Source organism: Sulfurimonas sp. HSL3-2 (assembly GCF_039645965.1).
GTDB classification, from domain to species: Bacteria; Campylobacterota; Campylobacteria; order Campylobacterales; family Sulfurimonadaceae; genus Hydrocurvibacter; species Hydrocurvibacter mobilis.
Window position 1 is genome coordinate 843,359 of sequence record NZ_CP147917.1, and the last position, 20,128, is coordinate 863,486.

Genomic DNA, 20,128 nt, shown 5'->3' on the forward strand with positions numbered 1-20,128 from the left:
CTATAAGGTAATTATTATAAAAACTGATGTAAGATGGGTAATTATTTTTTTATAAGGCATAGTTAATGAATAAAATTTTATTTTATCTTATATCAGCGTTTCTTATTACTCAAGCAACTTCGAATGCAGCCGTATATAAAGGGCAGAGAGCATATGTTAAAGAATGCCGTCATTGTCACGGCGGCGGTCAATCTGTAGCGGCATCTAAAAAAATGAGAACTTGGAAAAAAATGCTTAAAAACAAGGGTGCCGATCTAGCCGATATACATCTAAGCAGTGACAAAGCAAAAGACTCATGGGAATATTTTAACAGTAGTAAATTTAAAAAACATGCAAGACATCTTAAAGATTTTCTTGTAGAGTATGCAAAAGACAGCGGAAAAGTACCCGCTTGTAACTAATGTAAAATAATCTTTCAAAGATTATTTTACTTCCTCCTCCTTATATCATTTCTTCTAAGCGTAACTTACACGAACTTAAGTTAAAATTCTGAACTTTTTTATTTTGGAGATATTATGGATAAGATGTGGTCTGGTCGTTTTAGTAAAGGTGCGTCGTCTCTACTAGATGATTTTAATGCTTCAATCATGTTTGACAGAAAATTATACCGCGAAGATATAGAGGGCTCTATTGCTCATGCAACTATGCTTCAAAAACAAAATATATTGACAAAAGATGAATTAGATTCGATCATAAGCGGTCTTTCTCAGATCAAAGACGAGATAGAATCAGGCGAATTCGAGTGGAAGATCAGTGATGAAGACCTTCATATGGGGATCGAAAAAAGATTGACTGCTCTTATCGGAGATGCGGGTAAGAAACTTCACACTGCAAGAAGCAGAAACGATCAGGTCGCTGTCGATTTTAGAAGATATGTCCTTCGTAAGAACAAAGAGATATCAATTGCTATCAAAAAAGTGATGGAAGTCTTAGTCGATATAGCCCAAAACCATACTGAGACTCTTTTACCGGGTATGACGCATCTACAGCATGCTCAGCCTATCAACTTCGGTTTCCATCTATTGGCTTATGCGTCTATGTTTAAGCGCGATGTAGAAAGATTTGAAGACTCATTCAGACGCAACAACGTATCTCCGCTTGGATGTGCAGCATTGGCAGGGACTCCTCATAATATAGACCGTAGTGTAACTGCAGAACTTTTAGGGTTTGACTCTGTGAGTGTGAACTGTCTGGACACAGTAAGTGACCGCGATTTCGCACTGGAGATCCTTTTTAACATCTCTACAATGATGATGCATATCTCACGTTTGAGTGAAGAGCTTGTGATGTGGTCAAGTTATGAGTTTAAGTTTGTTGAACTAAGCGACGAGTACTCTACAGGCTCATCTATCATGCCTCAAAAGAAAAATCCTGACGTTCCAGAACTTTTACGTGGAAAAACAGGACGTGTATATGGTTCGCTTATGGGACTTTTAACTGTTATGAAAGGTCTTCCGTTAGCTTATAATAAAGACACGCAAGAGGATAAAGAGGGAGTGTTTGATGCAGTTGAGACTGCAGAGATCTCTTTAGAGATACTCAAAGAAGCACTGCGTACTATGGATATCAAAACAGATAATATGCATCAAGCTTGTAAAGTAGGGCACCTAAGTGCTACGGATCTGGCTGATTATCTTGTTGAGAGATGCGGTATCCCGTTTAGAGAGGCTCACTTCATCACAGGTAAAGCTGTCGCAAAAAGTGAAGAGCTGGGCATAGACTTAAGCGATATCGCATATGAAGAACTACACAAAATAGATAATAGAATCCAAAGCGATGTTATAGAAAAATTATCTATCAAAAACTCTATGAATGCCAGAGTCTCACAAGGCGGGACATCTACAAAAGGCACATTAGAGCAGCTGGCATATTTTAAAAATTATCTTGCGGAGAAATAGGCATGAAAGTAGTTGTTACACATAAAGAAGATATGAAGTTTGAGGCAAAAGCGCAAAACGGCAGTTTTATTATCGACTGTCCACAGATCAGCCCGTTAGAGTACTTTCTAAGCGGGATCATTACATGTAGTGCGACGGATATGATCATGCTTCCGAAAAATCAGGGGAAAACTGTCTCAAATCTAAGTATTCAAGGCGATGTCGTCAGAAATGAGGATTTTCCTCGTAAGTTCAATGAACTTCATCTGACATACAGCTTTGACTCAGATGCTGATGACACGACTGCTGCACGCTTTGTGATGGCTTCGTTAGAGACATACTGTTCGACGATCAACACTATTCGTGACAGCGTGAAGATAACTTATACGATCATACATAACGGTAAAACTATCAGAGAAAATGCATCTATGATATCAGGTGGCGGTTCGAAGATAGATATGGGTAATATCGAGAGCTGCCCGCAATAACCCCTCTTACATGTAAGGAGTTCAACTCTCCTTACTTATAGATCTTGCTATATGCAACCATACGTGTCGAGACATTTTTAAGATAATGTTTTGGTTCGTCATATCTTAAATCCCTCAGAAGTCTATTATAAACGTTATTTGATGATAAAGCATTTATATCATCCGCTGCATAGCTCATAGAATATTTTTGTCTGCTTGAAAGTTTTTTATTTCTGTTAAATGCCCAGGCTATGTTTCCAGCTCCCGTATTATAAGCGGCTATGGTACAGTAAAGTCTGCTTACAGGGTCTTTGATATCTTTTAAATACTTGTAATATAAGATATGCAGATAAGCACTCCCCATCATAATATTATTTGTACTGTTGTAAAGATAACTAGACGATACAAGTTTTTTCTCATTAAAAAGATAATGGTAAGCATCCATCCCAGCACTATTTGGGACGATCTGCATAAGTCCGAATGCAGGAATATATGATCTTGCTCTGGGATTAAAGCTGCTTTCAGTCTGCATTATCGCAAATACAAGAGGTATACTCAGACTCTCTTTTAAAGCATACCTGCGGACGTCGTCATAGTATTGTTTTGACTTTTTCTGCATAGTGTCTGAAGGCATTTGGATATTGAGACTATAGACATGTGCTCCCTCTATCTTGGACTGTAACACCATTATTTTGTTATCTTTTACATTGTCGTCAACATACTTTTTAACACTGCTTTTTGTAGGCTTATTGTCAAATATGACGTTAGAAAGAATCGGTTCATCTTTTACGGGAGCATCGACAAGACCGACAGGTTTTTTGATTTTGGAGAGTATCTTTTCAAGCGGATCAGTCTCTTGAACACCTTTATTATCGATGGTCACGGCTTTTGCAAGAGCAATTTTTAACTTTTCTTTTGCATCTTCAGGTGAAGTGGCGATTGTTTGGACAGTGATGGTGTTTTTTTCAAAATCGACATCCGTTCTGGTCTTTTTATCAGGAGTATAAGCGACCCACTCTTTTTTGGTGGATATCTTCGGATCGCTCCAGTAAGCTCCCAGTGATTTTTTGTAATCGTCAAAAGCTTTGAGCTGGGCTTTTTTATACTCGTCAAAAGCGTCTTCCTGAGACTTTTTGTATTGGTAGAACTCTTGCTTATTGCCACTCTCTTTTTGCATCTGCTGTTGTTGAAACTCTTTGAAAGTCTCAGCATCGGCAAAAGAGATAAGGGCAGCTAGCAGCAGTGTTTTTTGAAACATTATTTATCTTTAAAAAAAGTCTTTTGGATCAGCGTCTGCTAAATGATCCCATCTTAGTTTTGAACCGCCTATGACATGCCAGTGCAGATGTTTTACCTCTTGTCCGCCGTTTTCTCCTACATTTGTAATAACTCTGTATCCGCTTTTATCTATGCCGAGCTTTTTGGTAAGTTCCTGTATAAAAGTAGTCATGCCACTCATAGTCTCCGCTGAGACCTCGTTAAAACTGTCTACGTGTTTCTTTGGAATGGCAAGTATATGGATAGGTGCTTTAGGATTAATATCATGAAACGCGACGAAGTCATCGTTCTCTAATTCTATGTTTGCCGGAATATTTTTTTCAACGATTTTACAAAATAAACACATTTTTTAACCTTTTCTCTATTATTAAAATAATCATAATACGATTCTATCATAAATGTCATTTTTTTACTTTAAAAATAGGCGGGAGCTACTTTATGAAGCTTTTTGTAATAGATTTTTCTGTATAATCGCTTTTAAATTAACTACTGGAGACTCTATTTGAAAGAGTGGTATGAAAAAATCAGATCAGCTAATAGTGTTGAAGATTTAGAAAATATACGTATATCTATTTTCGGAAAAAAAGGTATTTTAGCCGAGCAGTTTGAAAAGATGAAAGCTGTACCGAATGAGGAAAAAGCATCATTTGCAAAAGAGCTGAATACACATAAAGGTGAATTGACTTCACTATTTAATGAACAAAAGATCATTATTCAGACAAAAGAGTTACAAGAAGCGATGAAAGCCGAAGCTATCGATGTTTCTCTTTTCTCTACAACATCAAGAAAAGGTGCGCTGCATCCTGTGATGGAGACTATGGACAGAATCGTCGAATACTTTTCGTCTATGAACTTTTCTGTCGAGACAGGACCGATGGTCGAGGATGACTTTCATAACTTTGAAGCATTGAATTTGCCAAAATATCATCCGGCGCGCGATATGCAGGATACTTTTTATTTTAAAGACGAGATGCTGCTTCGTACACATACATCACCTGTTCAGATAAGAACGATGCTGCATACAAAACCGCCAATTCGTATGATAGCTCCGGGTGCAGTGTTTAGACGTGACTATGACTTGACGCATACACCGATGTTCCATCAAGTCGAGGGGCTTCTCGTAGATGAGACAGGAAAGGTATCTTTTGCAAACCTAAAATATATATTAGAGGATTTCTTAAAATATATGTTCGGTGACGTAGAAGTGCGTTTTAGACCGAGTTTCTTTCCGTTTACGGAGCCGTCTGCTGAAGCGGATATCTCATGTATCTTCTGTAAAGGTGAAGGCTGCCGTGTATGTTCACATACGGGTTGGCTAGAAGTTTTAGGATGCGGGATCGTAGATCCAAACGTCTTTAAAGCAGTTGATTATGAAGATGTAAGCGGATACGCATTTGGACTAGGTGTTGAACGTTTTGCAATGCTTATACATCATATCGGAGACCTTCGTTCGTTATTTGAAGGAGATGTTAGACTATTGGAGCAGTTTCAATGATAGTTACAAAAAGTTGGTTAAACGAATTTATCAGTATTGAAGACAAATCTACAGAGGAGTTATGCAAGACACTGAACTCGATCGGCTTAGAAGTAGATAGAGTAGTTGAGTATGAGATCCCAAACAAGATAGTTTTCGGACACGTCATTGAGTGTGAAAGACACCCGGATGCAGATAAACTCAATGTCTGTAAAGTAGATATCGGTACAAGTATCCGTCAGATCGTGTGTGGTGCTGCAAACGTTAGAAAAGGTCTTCATGTAGCCGTTGCAACTGTCGGTGCAGAGATGCCTGGCGGACTGAAGATAAAACCTGTAAAACTTCGCGGAGTAGAAAGTGAAGGAATGATCTGTTCAGCTAGCGAGCTTGGTCTTGCTGATATCGGCGGAGGGATCATAGAGTTTGATTCATCGATCGGTGAGTTTAAACTGGGTCAGGAACTTAGTGAAAACCCATATCTTCAAGATACGCTTATAGAGATCGAACTGACTGCCAACAGAGGGGACTGTTTAAGTATCTACGGTGTTGCACGTGACTTGTGCGCGGCATACAGCAGACCGCTTAAAAAGATAGATGATGCTCAAGATGTAGACAGACGTATGGGAATAGGAAGGATCCTTCAATTTTCTCATACCGATGGACTAAACGTCAACCTTAGATATAAAGCGGTTGATTTTAAAGAGATGAAACTTCCGTTTATAGTCTCACTGCGTCTGTCACAGATAGAGGAAAAACAGCAGTCTAGTTTAGAGTCAGTCATGTTTTATTCTACATATACGACAGGTGTTATTTTAAGAGCGTATGATTACAACTTCTTTAAAGACAGTGAAGAGGGTGATAAAAAAGTCAAGATATCTTTAGCTCTTGATGATCTGGGATATGCTGCTATCTATTCAAAAGACAAGCCAGCTTCGATCGTCGGTATAAAGCAGTGTGATGCTTCAAGAATGCGTTCAAATGAAGGGCTTGTCATCATTGAGGCTAGTTATATACCGCCGCATATCATCTCTAAGAAAATGGCTGAGAACAAGGTTGAAAATGGTCCTCTTTTTTATAGAACATCAAGAGGAAGCGAGCCGAAACTTAATATTGGACTCAACTATTTCATAGGTATGTTCGAAGAGTACAGCGAATCGGATATCTACGGTGGAAACATCGAGCTTTGTGATGAGTATGAGGGTGTGGTTATCAGCATAAGCGTAGATGAGATCAACAGTATCATCGGTGCAGACATAGATAAGACGACGATTACTAAGATACTGCAAAACCTTGGATTCGATATTGGAAAATCTCAAGGCAACAGCTTTGTAGTATCTGTTCCAAGATATCGTCACGATATAGCCAATAAACAAGATATCGTAGAAGAGATAGTACGTCTTGTCGGAATAGACAACATCCCGTCTAAGCCGTTTACACTAAAAGAGAAGAATCCGCTTTCAGACGGATATTTCCAATTTAAAAAATTGAGAAAATATAGACAAAGTGCAGCCGCTCAAGGCTTTTTTGAGACAGTACACTTTGTATTTAACGAAAAGGTAAAACTAAAAGAGTACGGCTTTACATGTATAGATGAAAGTCTGGAACTTTTAAATCCGATCGTAAATACGCTTGACACTATGCGTCCGACATTGATGCTGGGACTTCTAAATGCTGCAAGTTCGAACATTAAGTCAGGATATAAAGATGTCAGACTTTTTGAGATAGGGACTGTATTTTCGACTGCTAGAGCAGAGTCGACAAAGATGGCATTTATCTACAGCGGAGACAGCAGTAAAGACGGAATATTAAACAGCGGAAAATCTAAAAAAATGGATTTTGGAAGCTTTGTTCAATTGGTCTCAAATGTTATCGGTGATATCGATCTTGTTAAAAATGAGCCTGCTCACGGATTGGCAAATCCATATCAGTCTGCAAAGGTACTCCTTGATGGTCAAGAAGTGGGAGAGCTGTTTAAACTGCACCCTGAAGTTCAAGACGAGTTTGACCTTGATGAGACGTTTATCTGTGAGATAGAGTTTGATAAGTTGTCATTCAATCTTGTAGAAGCTAAAGCGTACTCTAAATATCAGGCATCATTTAGAGACCTGAGTATCTTGGTTCCAAGCAGTTTAAGCTATAAAGATATCCAAGATGTTATAACTGAGAATAAAACAGAAGAGATCGTGCGTTTTTATCCGGTCGATAAGTATGAGGATGAGAAACTTGGAGATAATGCGAGTCTGACTATCCGTTTTGTTTTACAGTCATTGACAAAGACTTTAGAAGATGAAGATATTACATCGACTATGGATACTGTATTAAATGCACTTAATGAAAAGCTGGGACTTACTCTAAGATGAAAAATGTAAAAGTATATCCGTCAAAAGAGTTCGTATTTACGACAGATAAGATCGCGTCTGATAAATCTATCTCTCACCGCTCTGTGATGTTTGCCATGCTGGCAGACGGAGAATCGACAGTGAAAAACTTTTTACGTGCAGAGGATACTTTGAACTCTTTAGAGATCGTAAAGAACCTCGGTGCTAAAGTTGTCGATGACGGTGATGTGATAAAGATCAGCTCATCAGGCATCAAAGAGAGTGAGAATATACTAGATTGTGGAAACTCAGGAACGGGTATACGTCTTTTTTGCGGACTTTTAAGTTCAGCAGAGGGACATTTTGTCTTAACGGGAGATGAGTATCTCCGCCGTCGTCCTATGAAAAGAGTGACTGCACCGCTTCGCGATATCGGTGCAAAACTTGACGGAAGAAATGACGGAGACTTGGCACCACTTAGTATCAGAGGTTCATCTTTAAAGGCGTTTGATTATGAGAGCAAGATAGCTTCTGCACAGGTAAAAAGTGCAATGATCCTTGCAGCCCTTAGATCAGACGGTGTCTGTACATACAGCGAGCCGGAGCTCAGCCGTGACCATACGGAGAGAATGTTAAAAGGGATGGGTGCGGATATAAAAGTGGAAGGTCTAAAGACTACTATCACTCCGCTTACAAAACTTTTATCACCCTTAGACATACGTGTTCCAGCCGATCCTTCGAGTGCATTTTTCTTTGCAGTAGCAGCAGCGATAACTCCAGATTCATCAGTCACACTTCAAGGCGTAACATTAAACAAAACACGCATAGAAGCATTTAAAGCACTAGAGCGTATGGGTGCAGACATTAGGTATGATCTGACAGACGATAAGTATGAGCCGATCGGTGATATAACGGTAAAATATGCGCCGTTAAAAGCGATAACAGTCGAGGACAATATCTCTTGGCTTATCGATGAGCTTCCTGCGCTTTCCATCGCTTTTGCTTGTGCAGAGGGTGTAAGTGTTGTAAAAAATGCCGAAGAGCTTCGTGTAAAAGAGAGTGACAGGATATCAACGGTCGTAGAGGGTCTTAGATCTTGCGGAATCAAAGTAGACGAGGTAAAAGACGGCTACAGTGTAAAGGGCGGTGAACTTAAAAGTGCCGTTGTGGACAGTCACGGTGATCATAGAATAGCGATGAGTTTTATCATTGCAGGACTAAGATGCGGTATGGAAGTAAAAGATATAGATTGTATCAACACTTCGTTTCCAAACTTTTTTGAACTTTTACAAAATTTGACTACAATCGAGTATTGATACAATGAAAATAGAACTTGCCGAGAATTATGGATTTTGTTTTGGTGTTAAACGTGCTATTAAGATAGCGGAGGAGAACAGAAACTCTGTTACTTACGGTCCGCTTATCCATAATGCAAAAGAGATCCAAAGACTCGACAGTGACTATAAAGTCGGACTCACGGAAGATATATCTACTTTTAAAACCGGCGACAAGGCAGTCATCAGGACTCACGGTATACCAAAAGCGGAACTAGAACTCTTAACTGATAAAGGAGTAGAAGTAGTCGACGCTACATGCCCTTATGTGACTAAGCCTCAGCAGATATGTGAAGAGATGAGCGAACAAGGATATGATATCGTCATATTCGGTGATGAGGCGCATCCGGAGATAAAAGGCGTAAAGAGCTACGCTGCAAACGGTGCATATGTCGTCAGCTCTACTGATGATCTCGAAGATCTAAAACTCAAAGATCGTATAGCTCTTGTTGCGCAGACAACCCGTAAAGTAGAAGAGTATCTTCAGATCGCCAACTATCTGATTCCCAGACATAAAGAGGTCAGAGTCTTTAATACTATTTGTAACGCGACGTTTGAAAATCAGGATGCTGTTAGAAAATTGGCAAAAAGAGCGGATGTGATGGTGATAATCGGCGGTAAAAACTCATCAAATACAAAACAGCTTTATTCCATTGCAAAAGAGTATTGCAATGACAGTTATCATATTGAAGATGAAAAAGATATAGATATGTCTTGGTTTGATTCAAAGGAACTATGCGGCATCAGTGCAGGAGCATCTACACCTGACTGGATCATTCAAAAAGTAGTGACTGCTATACAAAACAGATAAACCTCCCTTCTATGCGTAAATATTTCAGTTAACTAAACACTTAGTGTTTAGATTTGTAACAAAAAAAATGAGTATTTTTTCATATGTTACAAAATTTTTTTTTGTTTACATTTATGTATGTTTTTAAGATAAGATAATAATAGCTTATTTATCTTGTATAATACATAACAGTTGTAGGTACCTAAATAAAAGATTTTAGGAACGAAAAACTACATAAATTCGATGTAAAACAAATAGTAAAATTTTTTGCATATTAAGAAAATAGATATATAATTGACTGCATTTAAAGATTACAAAAAAGTTTTAAACGGATTTAGTAAATAAATGAAGGTAGATTATGAAACTTCACTCTTACGACATCAATAAAAAATTCAGTACAAGTGTAGCTTATTTCTCAATGGAATTTGCAATCGATCAAGCTCTTAAAATATATTCAGGCGGTTTGGGATTTCTATCCGGTTCTCATATGAGAAGTGCGTATGATCTGAAACAAAATATCGTCGGAGTCGGCATTTTATGGAGTTTTGGTTATTATGATCAGGTCCGAAATGAAGATCGTACATTAAAACCGCAATATACGAGAAAATTTTACTACTTTTTAGAAGATCTCAATGTAAAAGTCAGTGTAAAAGTCCAGAACAAAGATGTGGTCGTAAAGGCTTTTTTACTGCATCCTGATGTTTTTGGTACCGCTCCTATCATCCTGCTATCAACCGACACGGATGAAAATGATTATCTTTCCCGTACGATCACGCATAAACTCTATGAAGAAAATGAAAGAACCCGTGTTGCGCAGGAGATTGTCTTGGGTGTGGGTGGAGTAAGAGTCTTAGAAGCTATTAACAGAAGTGTCGATATCTATCATATGAACGAGGGACATTCGCTGCCGCTAGTATATGAACTATACAACCGCTATAAAGATATACAAGTCCTAAGAGAACAGATCGTGTTTACTACACATACTCCAGAAGCTGCGGGAAACGAAGTCCATAATTTACATTTTTTAGATGAGATGGGCTTTTTCAGCGGATTGGATCTAGATACTGTCCGTTCTATAAGCGGCCATCAAAAAGACGATAATTTTAGTTTGACCGTCGGTGCACTAAGAGCATCAAAAAGAGCCAATGCTGTTTCTAAGATCCATCAAAGAGTCTCTAACGAGATGTGGTCAAATGTTGAAGATAAATGTGAGATCATCTCAATTACGAATGCTCAAAATAAAAAGTACTGGGCAGATAAGACACTTTTACGTGCACTTGATGAGCATGAAGATTATGAGCTGGTCGCAAGAAAAAAACACTTGAAGAAACTACTTTTTGACGAAGTGGCAGATCAGACAGGAAAGATGTTCGATCCTGAGATATTGACCATTGTCTGGGCAAGAAGATTCGCCGAATATAAGAGACCGGGACTTCTAAAGCATGATCTTAACAGATTTATAAAGTTCATTGAAAATACAGAGATGCCTGTTCAGATCATTTGGGCAGGAAAACCATATCCTACAGACCACGGTGCAATAGATATCTTTAATGAACTGATATATATCGGACACAGACATCCAAATATTGCCGTGTTGATCGATTATGAACTCTCATTATCCAGACTCTTAAAACAGGGAAGCGATATCTGGCTCAACACTCCTAGAATCACGAGAGAAGCATGCGGGACAAGTGGGATGTCCGCTAGTATGAACGGTTCTATCCACTTTTCTATAAATGATGGATGGCACCCTGAATTTGCAAGAGACCGCAGAAATGCTTTTACAATACCTGAAGTCGATCATAATCTAAGCGTGACAGAACAGGATACGACAGACAACAAAAACTTGATGGATATTTTAGAAGAGGTTGTCGTTCCGATCTATTATAATAAACCTAAAAAATGGATCAAGATTATGAAAAATGCTATGACGGAGATAGATATAGAATTTGATTCTACAAGATTGGCAAGAGATTACTATGAGTTGTTGTATGATTATAAATATTCCAGCGATATAGAGGAACCAAAATAATGGCATTTGCAATAATATGTTCAGGCGGCGATGCGCCCGGTATGAATCCGGCTATTAAAAAATTTGTTGATTATACGTATAAAAAAGGTGAGGATGCATATCTTATCTATGATGGATTAGACGGACTTATCGATAATAAAATCAAAAAAGCGACACATAAAGATGTCGCGGGAATAGTCCACTTTGGCGGGACTATTATCCGCTCATCACGCTCGAAAAGATTTTTTGAATATGAATATAGAAAACAGGCGTATGAGAATCTAAAAGCATTAGGGATAAAGGGTCTTGTCGTGTTAGGCGGAGACGGGACATTTAGAGCGATGCAGAAGCTCAGTTCAGAGTTTGATATCAACTTCGTAGGTGTCCCTTCAACCATCGATAACGATATATACGGGACAGAGTACTGCTTGGGTGTAGATACTGCTTTAAACGTGATACGCGATGCACTTGATAAGATCAGAGATACCGCATCATCTTTTAACAGAGCATTCTTAGTAGAGGTGATGGGTAGAGATTGCGGGTATCTTGCAATTGCTTCAGCGATAGTAAGCGGAGCGGAGATCTGTGTTATTCCCGAGATCGAATTTAAAAAAGAGGCACTGCAAAACAGGTTGATTCAAGAGATAAAAGATGGCAGAAACTATATCTTGGCAATAATCTCAGAAGGAGCAAAACAAACATCTGAAGTCCATAGCTGGATCCAAGAAACATTTAACTTAGAGACCAGAGTGAGTATATTGGGACATATTCAAAGAGGAGGCAATCCGAGCGTACATGACAGGATGATGGCATTTGATTTTACAATTCGTGCAATAGATTATCTCTTAGAACACAGTGATTCAAATAAAGTAGTCGTATATAACAGCGGAAAGTTCGATTTTATGGAAATTGAGGAAGTCGTTTCAAACAAATACCAGCTTCCTGAACATCTTTTAAATTCAATTAATTATCTCGATTAAAGGAGCACTCTATATGAAAGCAGTAGTAATGGCAGGTGGATTCGGTACAAGAATCCAACCACTGACACACTCTATTCCCAAACCTATGTTACCTATCATGAACAAACCTATGATGGAACATACGATGATGATGCTAAAGGATCTGGGTATAAAAGAGTTTATTGTGCTTTTGTATTTTAAGCCGGATATTATTAAAGAGTATTTTAAAGACGGCAGTGACCTCGGTATAAAGATCACATATGTAGTCCCGGAGGATGATTACGGGACTGCCGGTGCAGTTAAGCTTGCACAAGAGTATATCGGTGATGAGAACTTTATTGTCATAAGCGGAGATCTTGTGACAGATTTTGATTTTCAAAAACTGTTTGATTTTCATGCAGCTAAAAAATCAAAACTCTCCATCGGACTTACTTCTGTAGAAAACCCTTTGCAATTCGGTGTGGTCATTGCTAATGAAGATAATGTGATCGAGAAATTTTTGGAAAAACCGAGCTGGGGTGAAGTATTCAGCGATACTATAAATACGGGTATATATGTTATAGAACCGGAGATTTTAAATTATATCCCTGAAAATGAAAATTTCGATTTTGCAAAAGACCTTTTTCCCTCTTTAATGCAAAAAGAGATAGATTTAATGGGCTACAACCTTAGCGGGTATTGGCGAGACGTAGGAAATCCTGAAAGCTATAGAGAAGTGTATGAAGATATATTGAACTGTCGAATAAAATTTGATATATCCGGGTATAAAAAAGAGTATCCTGACGGTACGTTATATACAGCATCCAGGTATGATCTAGATCCGACGGTAGAGATCATAGGTACAGTTGTTTTAGGTGATAATGTTACTCTAAAAAAAGGTGTGAAACTCAGTAATGTCGTCATAGGCGATAATGTCACGATCGGAGCATTGAGCAAGGTCAGAAACTGTGTGTTTTGGAATAATATAGAGATCGATAAACATGCAAAACTTGATAACTGTATTATCTGTAACAACAATATAATCGGTAAAAACGTTACAGTGAAAGCAGGATTGATCCTGGCTGAAGGTTGTGAGGTCGGTGAGTTGACATCCATTGAACAGGATGTCATCATCTGGCCCGATAAAAAGATAGAACCTGCATCCATTGTCAGTCATAACATCATCTTGGGAAGCAGATATAAAAACTCGATCTTTGAAAATGGAACCGTATTTGGGACGAGTAATGTCGAACTTTCATGTGAAATGGTGACAAAACTGGCTGAAGCTTTTGCTGCACAGCTTCCAATCGGTTCAAAAGTGGTAGTGGGAAGAGATGATGACAGAAGTTCCCGTATGCTCAAACGTGCTTTTCTAGGCGGATTATTATCTGCGGGTATAAACGTACAGGATATTAAAAGTGCTCCGCAGTCTGTTTTAAGATTTACATTGGCAAATGATAATGATCTGGTCGCCGGAGCTCACTTTAAGCGGTCTATTATCGATACCAGAAACTCAGAGATAACGTTTTTCAATGATGAAGCTATACGTTTAGATTCTAACGCGGCAAAAGCTATTGAAAAACTGTTTTTTACTGAAAAATTTCGCAGAGTCGAGTATTCAAAAATTGGAAAGATATATGAAACGCATTATAAAACTGAGTGTACAAGTTATAAATATGCGATAGAAAGAACTTTAGACCACTCAAGTATCAAATACAGTAATTTTCGTGTTGCAGTCGATCTTATGCACGGTAGTACTGCGGAGATGTTTCCCGGAATACTCAATGACCTCGGTATAGAAAATATCGTATTAAACGCTTATTATGATGAACAAAAACTTTCAAATATGCGGGCACTGCGAAAACGTTCAGAAGAAGATATATCAAAGATCGTTAAAAGTCTGGACTATGATATGGGTGTCATGATCTATCCAAATGTACAAAGGATCACATTAATAGCTGATAACGGAGAGGTCTTAAATAAGATAAATGCACTTTACAGCGTGTTATATCTGTTAAATATGGATCTCAAAGAGAATAAGAAAAAAACAGTCTTCTTACCTAGCTGGGCGCCGGATATCATCTATTTTGAGAATCTTATAATCGAGCGCGGAAAATATTCCGACTTTAAAGCTGAACAGCTTAAAAAATATGATCTTATTGCAACGGTCGACGGTAACTTTAGCTTTAAAGAGTTCAGCTATACCAGAGATGCCATGTATGCAAGTTTAAAGATAATGGAGTTACTAAGCTATAATAATATTAAACTATCAGCGGTGTCAAAAATGATAGATGATTTTTATTATAAAACTTTTAAAGTAGATTGTCCGCAATCTCTAAAAGGGAAGATGATGAGAATGTTCCTGGAAGATGCAAAAGGTAAAAAGTCATCATTGGTAGACGGTGTGAAAATCTGGGAAAATGATACCAACTGGATATTGATGATACCTGATCAGTATAGTGAATATTTGAACATCTATATTCAAGCGATAGATGAAAAAGCCGGAAACGCACTCTACGAAAGATACAGTGCAAAAATGACCGAATGGTCTGCTAAATAAGGACAGTACATTGAAACTTAGCTTTATGTGGCATATGCATCAGCCAGATTACCGTGACAGCAGCGGTGTCATGCAGATGCCTTGGGTCTTTTTACATGCTATAAAAGATTATTATGACATGCCGTGGATGCTGGCTCAGCATGATGGGCTCAAAGCTACATTTAACATTACTCCGCCATTGATGCAGCAGTTAAAACTTTATTATCAACATCCTCAAGAACATGATAAGTTTTTAGCATTGTGGTCAGAAAATCCGTCATATCTAGATGAAGAAGATAGAAACTGGGTCATTAAGATCTGTAAAAGTTCAAATTACGAGACGATGGTAGTTCTGTTTCCGAGATACAAAGAACTTTATATTCAAGAGCATTTCAATAACAATGAACTTATAGAACTAGAGGTACTATTTATCCTTTCTTGGTGCGGTGTCTATCTTCAAGAAAACAGTAGCGTCGTTATAGATCTGATCAAAAAGCAAAGAGATTATAGTGCTGAAGATAAGTTTTTACTTCTAGACGAATTATCCAAATTTATATCAGGGATCTTTGATTATTACTTGAAGTTAAGGAACGAGGGTGTCATTATGATATCTACGACACCTCTAAACCATCCGATCCTGCCTTTGCTTATGGATATGGAAAATGCGCGTATTGCAAACCCTTCTACAAATATGCCAAAAGAGTATATAAAGTTAGAAGATGATGCACTGATGCAGGTAGAAAGAGCAAAAGAACTTTTTCATGAGACTTTCGGCTTTATCCCTGAGTGTTTTTGGCCGGCAGAGGGAGCTGTCGATGAAAAAAGTGTCGAGCTTTTAAAATCATGCGGAGTCAAGTGGATAGCTACGGATGAGGAGATACTGTTTAAATCATTAAACTCAAACAACAGAGCCGATATCTATTTTCCATATTCATATAACGATGTCTGTATCGGTTTTCGTGATCATAACTTAAGTGATCTGATCGGTTTTACATATAGGCATGCAGACTCGTATGAAGCGTCATCAAGCTTTATAAAAGAGCTGGATAAGATACACAACAGCAACCCGGAAGCCACGGTATTTGTTATCTTAGACGGTGAAAATGCTTGGGAGTTCTTTAAGAAAAATGGTTTTAACTTTTTTAACTCTCTTTATGAAAAGCTGAAAAGTCTCTCTTGGTGTCAGACTGTCACTATGGCTGAAAGCTGTAAGACTCCGGCAAGAAAATTAGCACGTTTAGCACCCGGAAGCTGGATACACGGTGAGTTTAATACCTGGGTAGGACATAGAGAAAAGACAAGGGCGTGGGAGCTTATCTATCTTACAAAAAGAGATTATGAACACCATAAAGACTCTCTTGATCAGGAGACTAATGAAAAGATCATAGAACACTTTTTGATCGCTGAGTGTTCTGATTGGTTCTGGTGGTACGGAGATGACCATTTTAGCGAGTTTGGAGCAGAGTTCGATGAACTTTTCCGTTCACACCTGATAAATATTTATAACCTGATAAATATCACGCCTCCATCAGATCTTTTTATCCCTATTATTAAAAATAAAAGTACAAAAAGTTTTTGGCTTAAACCGCAATCGGATATATCTCCCGAGATCAACGGAAAACATGATTCATTTTTTGAATGGATAGGATGCGGTGTCGTAGATGAAAGTAAACTCTTTTCGACGATGGACAAACAAAGAGGTCCGATAAAAAAAATACTTTACGGACAAGATGATGAGAAGCTTTATTTTGCATTTGAAGCACGGATAAAAGAACTGTGCGGCAGTGATTCGATAGAGATTATTATCGATCCTATCAATGTGCGGGGCAAAGTGGGATTTCAAACGCAAAAAGTCTTTCTAGGTGACTTGGAAGTCAACGTAGCATGTAAAGACCAGCTCGAGATCAGTATAGATAAGAGTAAAATGGGCAAAGATGAGATCCATGTCAGATTTGAACTGGAAAAAGACGGTAACGTTGTTCAGACATTACCCGGGTTTGGCGAACTTAAGATAGATCTTGGCAATGACTATAGCCATAACTGGTTTGTTTAGGAATTAAGATGAAGAAAGTTTCACTGCTATTTGGTATCCATATGCATCAGCCGGTCGATAATTTTGGTGACTCTGTAGAGAATGCGATAAAACTTTGTTATAAGCCGTTTTTTGAGACGATGGTGAAGTTTCCTGAGTTTAAATTTGCTCTGCATTGCAGCGGGTGGCTGCTTGAAGAGATCAGAACCAAACACATGGATATATTTGAGAATATGCAGTATTTGACAAAAAAAGGCTCCATAGAGTGGCTGAGTGCAGGATACTATGAACCTGTTTTAAGTTCTATCCCCTCACAAGACCGTATATCGCAGATAGAGAAGTTAAACAGATATATAAAAAAATATTTTAAAGTAAGCCCAAAAGGACTTTGGCTCACGGAGAGAGTGTGGGAGTCCGCGTTAGTCCCGGATCTTGCAGAGTGCGGAATCAAGTATGTCGTAGTGGATGACTATCATTTTTTAAGCAGCGGATTTGATACCTCTTCACTTGACGGTTATTATACGACGGAAGAGAGTGCAAAAGAGGTCAATCTTTTCCCGATATCAAAGTCTCTTAGATATGCTCTGCCTTTTTTTAGCGTTCAAAGTGCGATCGATTTTATTTTATCATCTGCTGTGAGTGAGAATTCTGCTGCGGTCGTATTTGATGATGCCGAAAAGTTCGGTCTGTGGCCAAAGACACATGAATGGGTTTATAAAAAACATTGGCTGCAACAGTTTGTAGAAGCTGTTTTAGCAGATGAAAATATCGTCACACAGCATTACGGGACATATATGAAAGAAAATCGTCCTCTCGGCATAGCTTACTTAAACAATACCTCCTATTTTGAGATGGGAGAATGGAGTCTTAAGAGTAAACAAGCATTGGCATTAGAGGAGTTAAAACAGAGTGTCGGTGAACATTACTTCAATGATATCGGAGTCTCTTTTATAAAAGGCGGGATATGGAAAAACTTTTTTATAAAATACAGAGAAAGTAATTACCTGCATAAAAGGATGCTCTACTTTAGCAAGAACCAAGATACATTGCCGAAAAAAGCATTGGAGTCTCTATACAAACTTCAGACAAACGATGTGTTCTGGCACGGAATATTCGGCGGTATATACCTTCCAAATCTTCGTGATAACGCGTACAGATATCTTTTAGAACTTGAAGCTTCAAGAGAGAAGAAAGATATCTTTATTGAAGTATCGGATATCGATAAAGATGGATATGATGAGTTTAAAGTCGTAACAAAAAACCTTAGTGCAGTTTTTTCGACAAAATTTGGCGGACAGATGATGGAATTCGGTTCGTTTGATACTTTTTTTAACTGGCAGAACACTATGATGCGTAGAAAAGAGAGTTATCATGAAAAGTTGTTCCACCATACTGATCTAAATAATACAGATAAGCATCAAGACGGTATCAGTACAATCCACAATGATGATCTGGAAATAGATGAATCATTAAAAGATGAACTGATATATGACTGGCATCCGAAATATTCGTTTATCGATCATTTCTGCCGTGATGAATTAACACTTGAGAGTTTTAAAGGTCTTACGTTTAAAGATGTTGCAGATTTTGCAAACCAGCCTTTTACTTTGAATAAAAACAAAAATAGTTTCAGCAGAACAGGCGGGATATATCTGGACTGGTGTTATGAGACAAAACTGAAAAAAGAGTATGGGTTTAAGACAAATTCGATCAGTTTGGATGTCAAATGTAACAGTGAGTATGAAGAAAGACTTTTTTATGCGCAGGAGTATAATTTCCATTTTGCTCATCCAAATAGAGTCACATTTAACGGTAAAACTTTACATAATGGTTTTACTCAGTATAATTGCGATGAACTTGTCATTGTCGATGATTTTACAAAGAAAGTGTTAACATTAAAGATGAATCAAAAATGCAATATTTTCGGATATATCTTAAATACTATCTCAAAAAGTGAGACAGGTTTTGATAAGATGGCTCAGGAGATATCATTTATATTGACGCTGCCTTTTTATTCAAAGTTCAAATTCAAAGTCGATCTGGAGTTATCTGATGTCTGAAATAAGATTAGATAGAATTCATAATAAATATGTATTGATAGCTCCAGAGCGGCTTTATCGACCAAACTTACGCCATACGGACAGTAAAAAAAGTTCAAGTGCGATATGTCCGTTTTGTGAGGGCAATGAAGATCTGACACCCTCTGAGGTCTTTGCTATCAGAGACAATGAACCCAATATGCCATCTTGGAAGACAAGAGTAGTCCCAAATCTTTATAAAGCCGTTCAGATAGAGTTAGAAGATGTCTCTAAAAGAGACGGGATGTTTGAATCGATCCCGGGAGTAGGAGCGCATGAGATACTTATAGATACACCTTGCCATGATTGCGATATCGTTCAGCTTGAAGCTATTGATGTTGAAAACTGGCTGAGAAGCATGATAATCCGGATAGAAGACCTTAGAAATGACAAAAGACTGATACACCTGAGCATATTTAAAAATTTCGGTCTAAATGCCGGTGCGACACAGGACCATCCGCATACTCAGATACTGGCTCTTCCGATCATGCCAAAAAGTGAACTCGTGTTCTTAGACCGTAATATGACATATTATCGCCGTCACGGACGCGGAATACTTGAAGATATCATCCATAACGAGATGATCGCCAAAAAAAGGATAGTCAGTAAGATAGGTAATTTTATAGCATTCTGTCCGTTTGCAAGTGCATACCCTTTTGAAGTGATGATAGCTCCAATAGTCAATATATCCGGATTAAGCAGATGCAGTAGAAAAGAGATAACCGATCTGGCAGTACTCATTAAAATCGTATTTGAAAAGTTAAATATCCAGCTTGGCAGATTTGACTATAATCTTTCATTCGATATGGCACCTTTAAACAAAAACTTTGAAAACGAACCGTATGTAAGCAGTTTTGACAAGAACTACCGCTTTAGTCTTCGCATTACACCGAGGATCTATACGTTGGGCGGATTTGAGATATCTACAGGCATGGCGATCAACAGTGTAGTCCCGGAAGACTGTGCCAAGCTTTTGCGGGGAGATTGATCTG

The 20,128-nt window shown here is 38.2% G+C and carries 15 protein-coding genes; 13 read left to right on the plus strand and 2 right to left on the minus strand.

The features are described from left to right. Positions 1-65 precede the first annotated feature (65 nt). The 3 genes from WCX87_RS04305 to WCX87_RS04315 all read left to right on the plus strand — a co-directional run bounded on the left by WCX87_RS04305 (position 66) and on the right by WCX87_RS04315 (position 2,365). On the plus strand, positions 66-401 hold the full coding sequence (locus tag WCX87_RS04305; protein ID WP_345980811.1) for a cytochrome c: 336 nt from the start codon (positions 66-68) through the stop codon (positions 399-401). 114 nt (positions 402-515) lie between these two features. Then, on the plus strand, positions 516-1,898 hold the full coding sequence (argH, locus tag WCX87_RS04310; protein WP_345980812.1) for an argininosuccinate lyase: 1,383 nt from the start codon (positions 516-518) through the stop codon (positions 1,896-1,898). A 2-nt stretch (positions 1,899-1,900) separates the two neighbouring features. After that, a complete protein-coding gene (locus tag WCX87_RS04315; RefSeq protein ID WP_345980813.1) occupies positions 1,901-2,365 on the plus strand; it encodes an OsmC family protein in 465 nt (154 codons plus the stop codon). Positions 2,366-2,396: 31 nt separating this feature from the next. Here the strand turns inward: WCX87_RS04315 and WCX87_RS04320 are convergent, their stop codons facing one another. Further along, positions 2,397-3,602 (minus strand): murein transglycosylase domain-containing protein, encoded by a 1,206-nt coding sequence (locus WCX87_RS04320; protein ID WP_345980814.1) that lies wholly within the window; start codon positions 3,600-3,602, stop codon positions 2,397-2,399. Between the two features lie 9 nt (positions 3,603-3,611). Further along, on the minus strand, positions 3,612-3,968 hold the full coding sequence (locus WCX87_RS04325; protein ID WP_345980815.1) for a histidine triad nucleotide-binding protein: 357 nt from the start codon (positions 3,966-3,968) through the stop codon (positions 3,612-3,614). Positions 3,969-4,124: 156 nt separating this feature from the next. Between WCX87_RS04325 and pheS the strand changes: the two genes are divergently transcribed. The 10 genes from pheS to WCX87_RS04375 all read left to right on the plus strand — a co-directional run bounded on the left by pheS (position 4,125) and on the right by WCX87_RS04375 (position 20,124). Further along, positions 4,125-5,117 (plus strand): phenylalanine--tRNA ligase subunit alpha, encoded by a 993-nt coding sequence (pheS, locus tag WCX87_RS04330; protein ID WP_345980817.1) that lies wholly within the window; start codon positions 4,125-4,127, stop codon positions 5,115-5,117. Further along, a complete protein-coding gene (gene pheT / locus WCX87_RS04335) occupies positions 5,114-7,456 on the plus strand; it encodes a phenylalanine--tRNA ligase subunit beta (protein WP_345980818.1) in 2,343 nt (780 codons plus the stop codon). Before pheS ends, pheT begins: the two co-directional genes overlap by 4 nt. Continuing rightward, positions 7,453-8,730 (plus strand): 3-phosphoshikimate 1-carboxyvinyltransferase, encoded by a 1,278-nt coding sequence (gene aroA / locus WCX87_RS04340; protein ID WP_345980819.1) that lies wholly within the window; start codon positions 7,453-7,455, stop codon positions 8,728-8,730. The genes pheT and aroA overlap by 4 nt, the downstream gene beginning before the upstream one ends. 4 nt (positions 8,731-8,734) lie before the next feature. Next, positions 8,735-9,559, plus strand: coding sequence for a 4-hydroxy-3-methylbut-2-enyl diphosphate reductase (locus tag WCX87_RS04345; RefSeq protein ID WP_345980820.1), 825 nt, complete (start codon positions 8,735-8,737; stop codon positions 9,557-9,559). A gap of 337 nt (positions 9,560-9,896) precedes the next feature. Continuing rightward, entirely contained in the window at positions 9,897-11,570 is a 1,674-nt protein-coding gene (gene glgP, locus WCX87_RS04350) for an alpha-glucan family phosphorylase (RefSeq protein ID WP_345980822.1), read from the plus strand. Beyond that, entirely contained in the window at positions 11,570-12,529 is a 960-nt protein-coding gene (locus WCX87_RS04355; protein ID WP_345980823.1) for a 6-phosphofructokinase, read from the plus strand. Before glgP ends, WCX87_RS04355 begins: the two co-directional genes overlap by 1 nt. A gap of 13 nt (positions 12,530-12,542) precedes the next feature. Further along, positions 12,543-15,047: a sugar phosphate nucleotidyltransferase gene (locus tag WCX87_RS04360; RefSeq protein ID WP_345980824.1), complete on the plus strand. Its 2,505-nt coding sequence runs from the start codon at positions 12,543-12,545 to the stop codon at positions 15,045-15,047. Positions 15,048-15,057: 10 nt separating this feature from the next. Beyond that, positions 15,058-17,079: a glycoside hydrolase family 57 protein gene (locus tag WCX87_RS04365; protein WP_345980825.1), complete on the plus strand. Its 2,022-nt coding sequence runs from the start codon at positions 15,058-15,060 to the stop codon at positions 17,077-17,079. An 8-nt stretch (positions 17,080-17,087) separates the two neighbouring features. After that, the gene (locus WCX87_RS04370) at positions 17,088-19,118 is read left to right on the plus strand and encodes an alpha-amylase/4-alpha-glucanotransferase domain-containing protein (protein ID WP_345980826.1); all 2,031 of its coding nucleotides are present in this window, start codon (positions 17,088-17,090) and stop codon (positions 19,116-19,118) included. Next, entirely contained in the window at positions 19,111-20,124 is a 1,014-nt protein-coding gene (locus tag WCX87_RS04375) for a galactose-1-phosphate uridylyltransferase (RefSeq protein WP_345980827.1), read from the plus strand. Before WCX87_RS04370 ends, WCX87_RS04375 begins: the two co-directional genes overlap by 8 nt. The last annotated feature ends 4 nt before the right edge of the window (positions 20,125-20,128 follow it).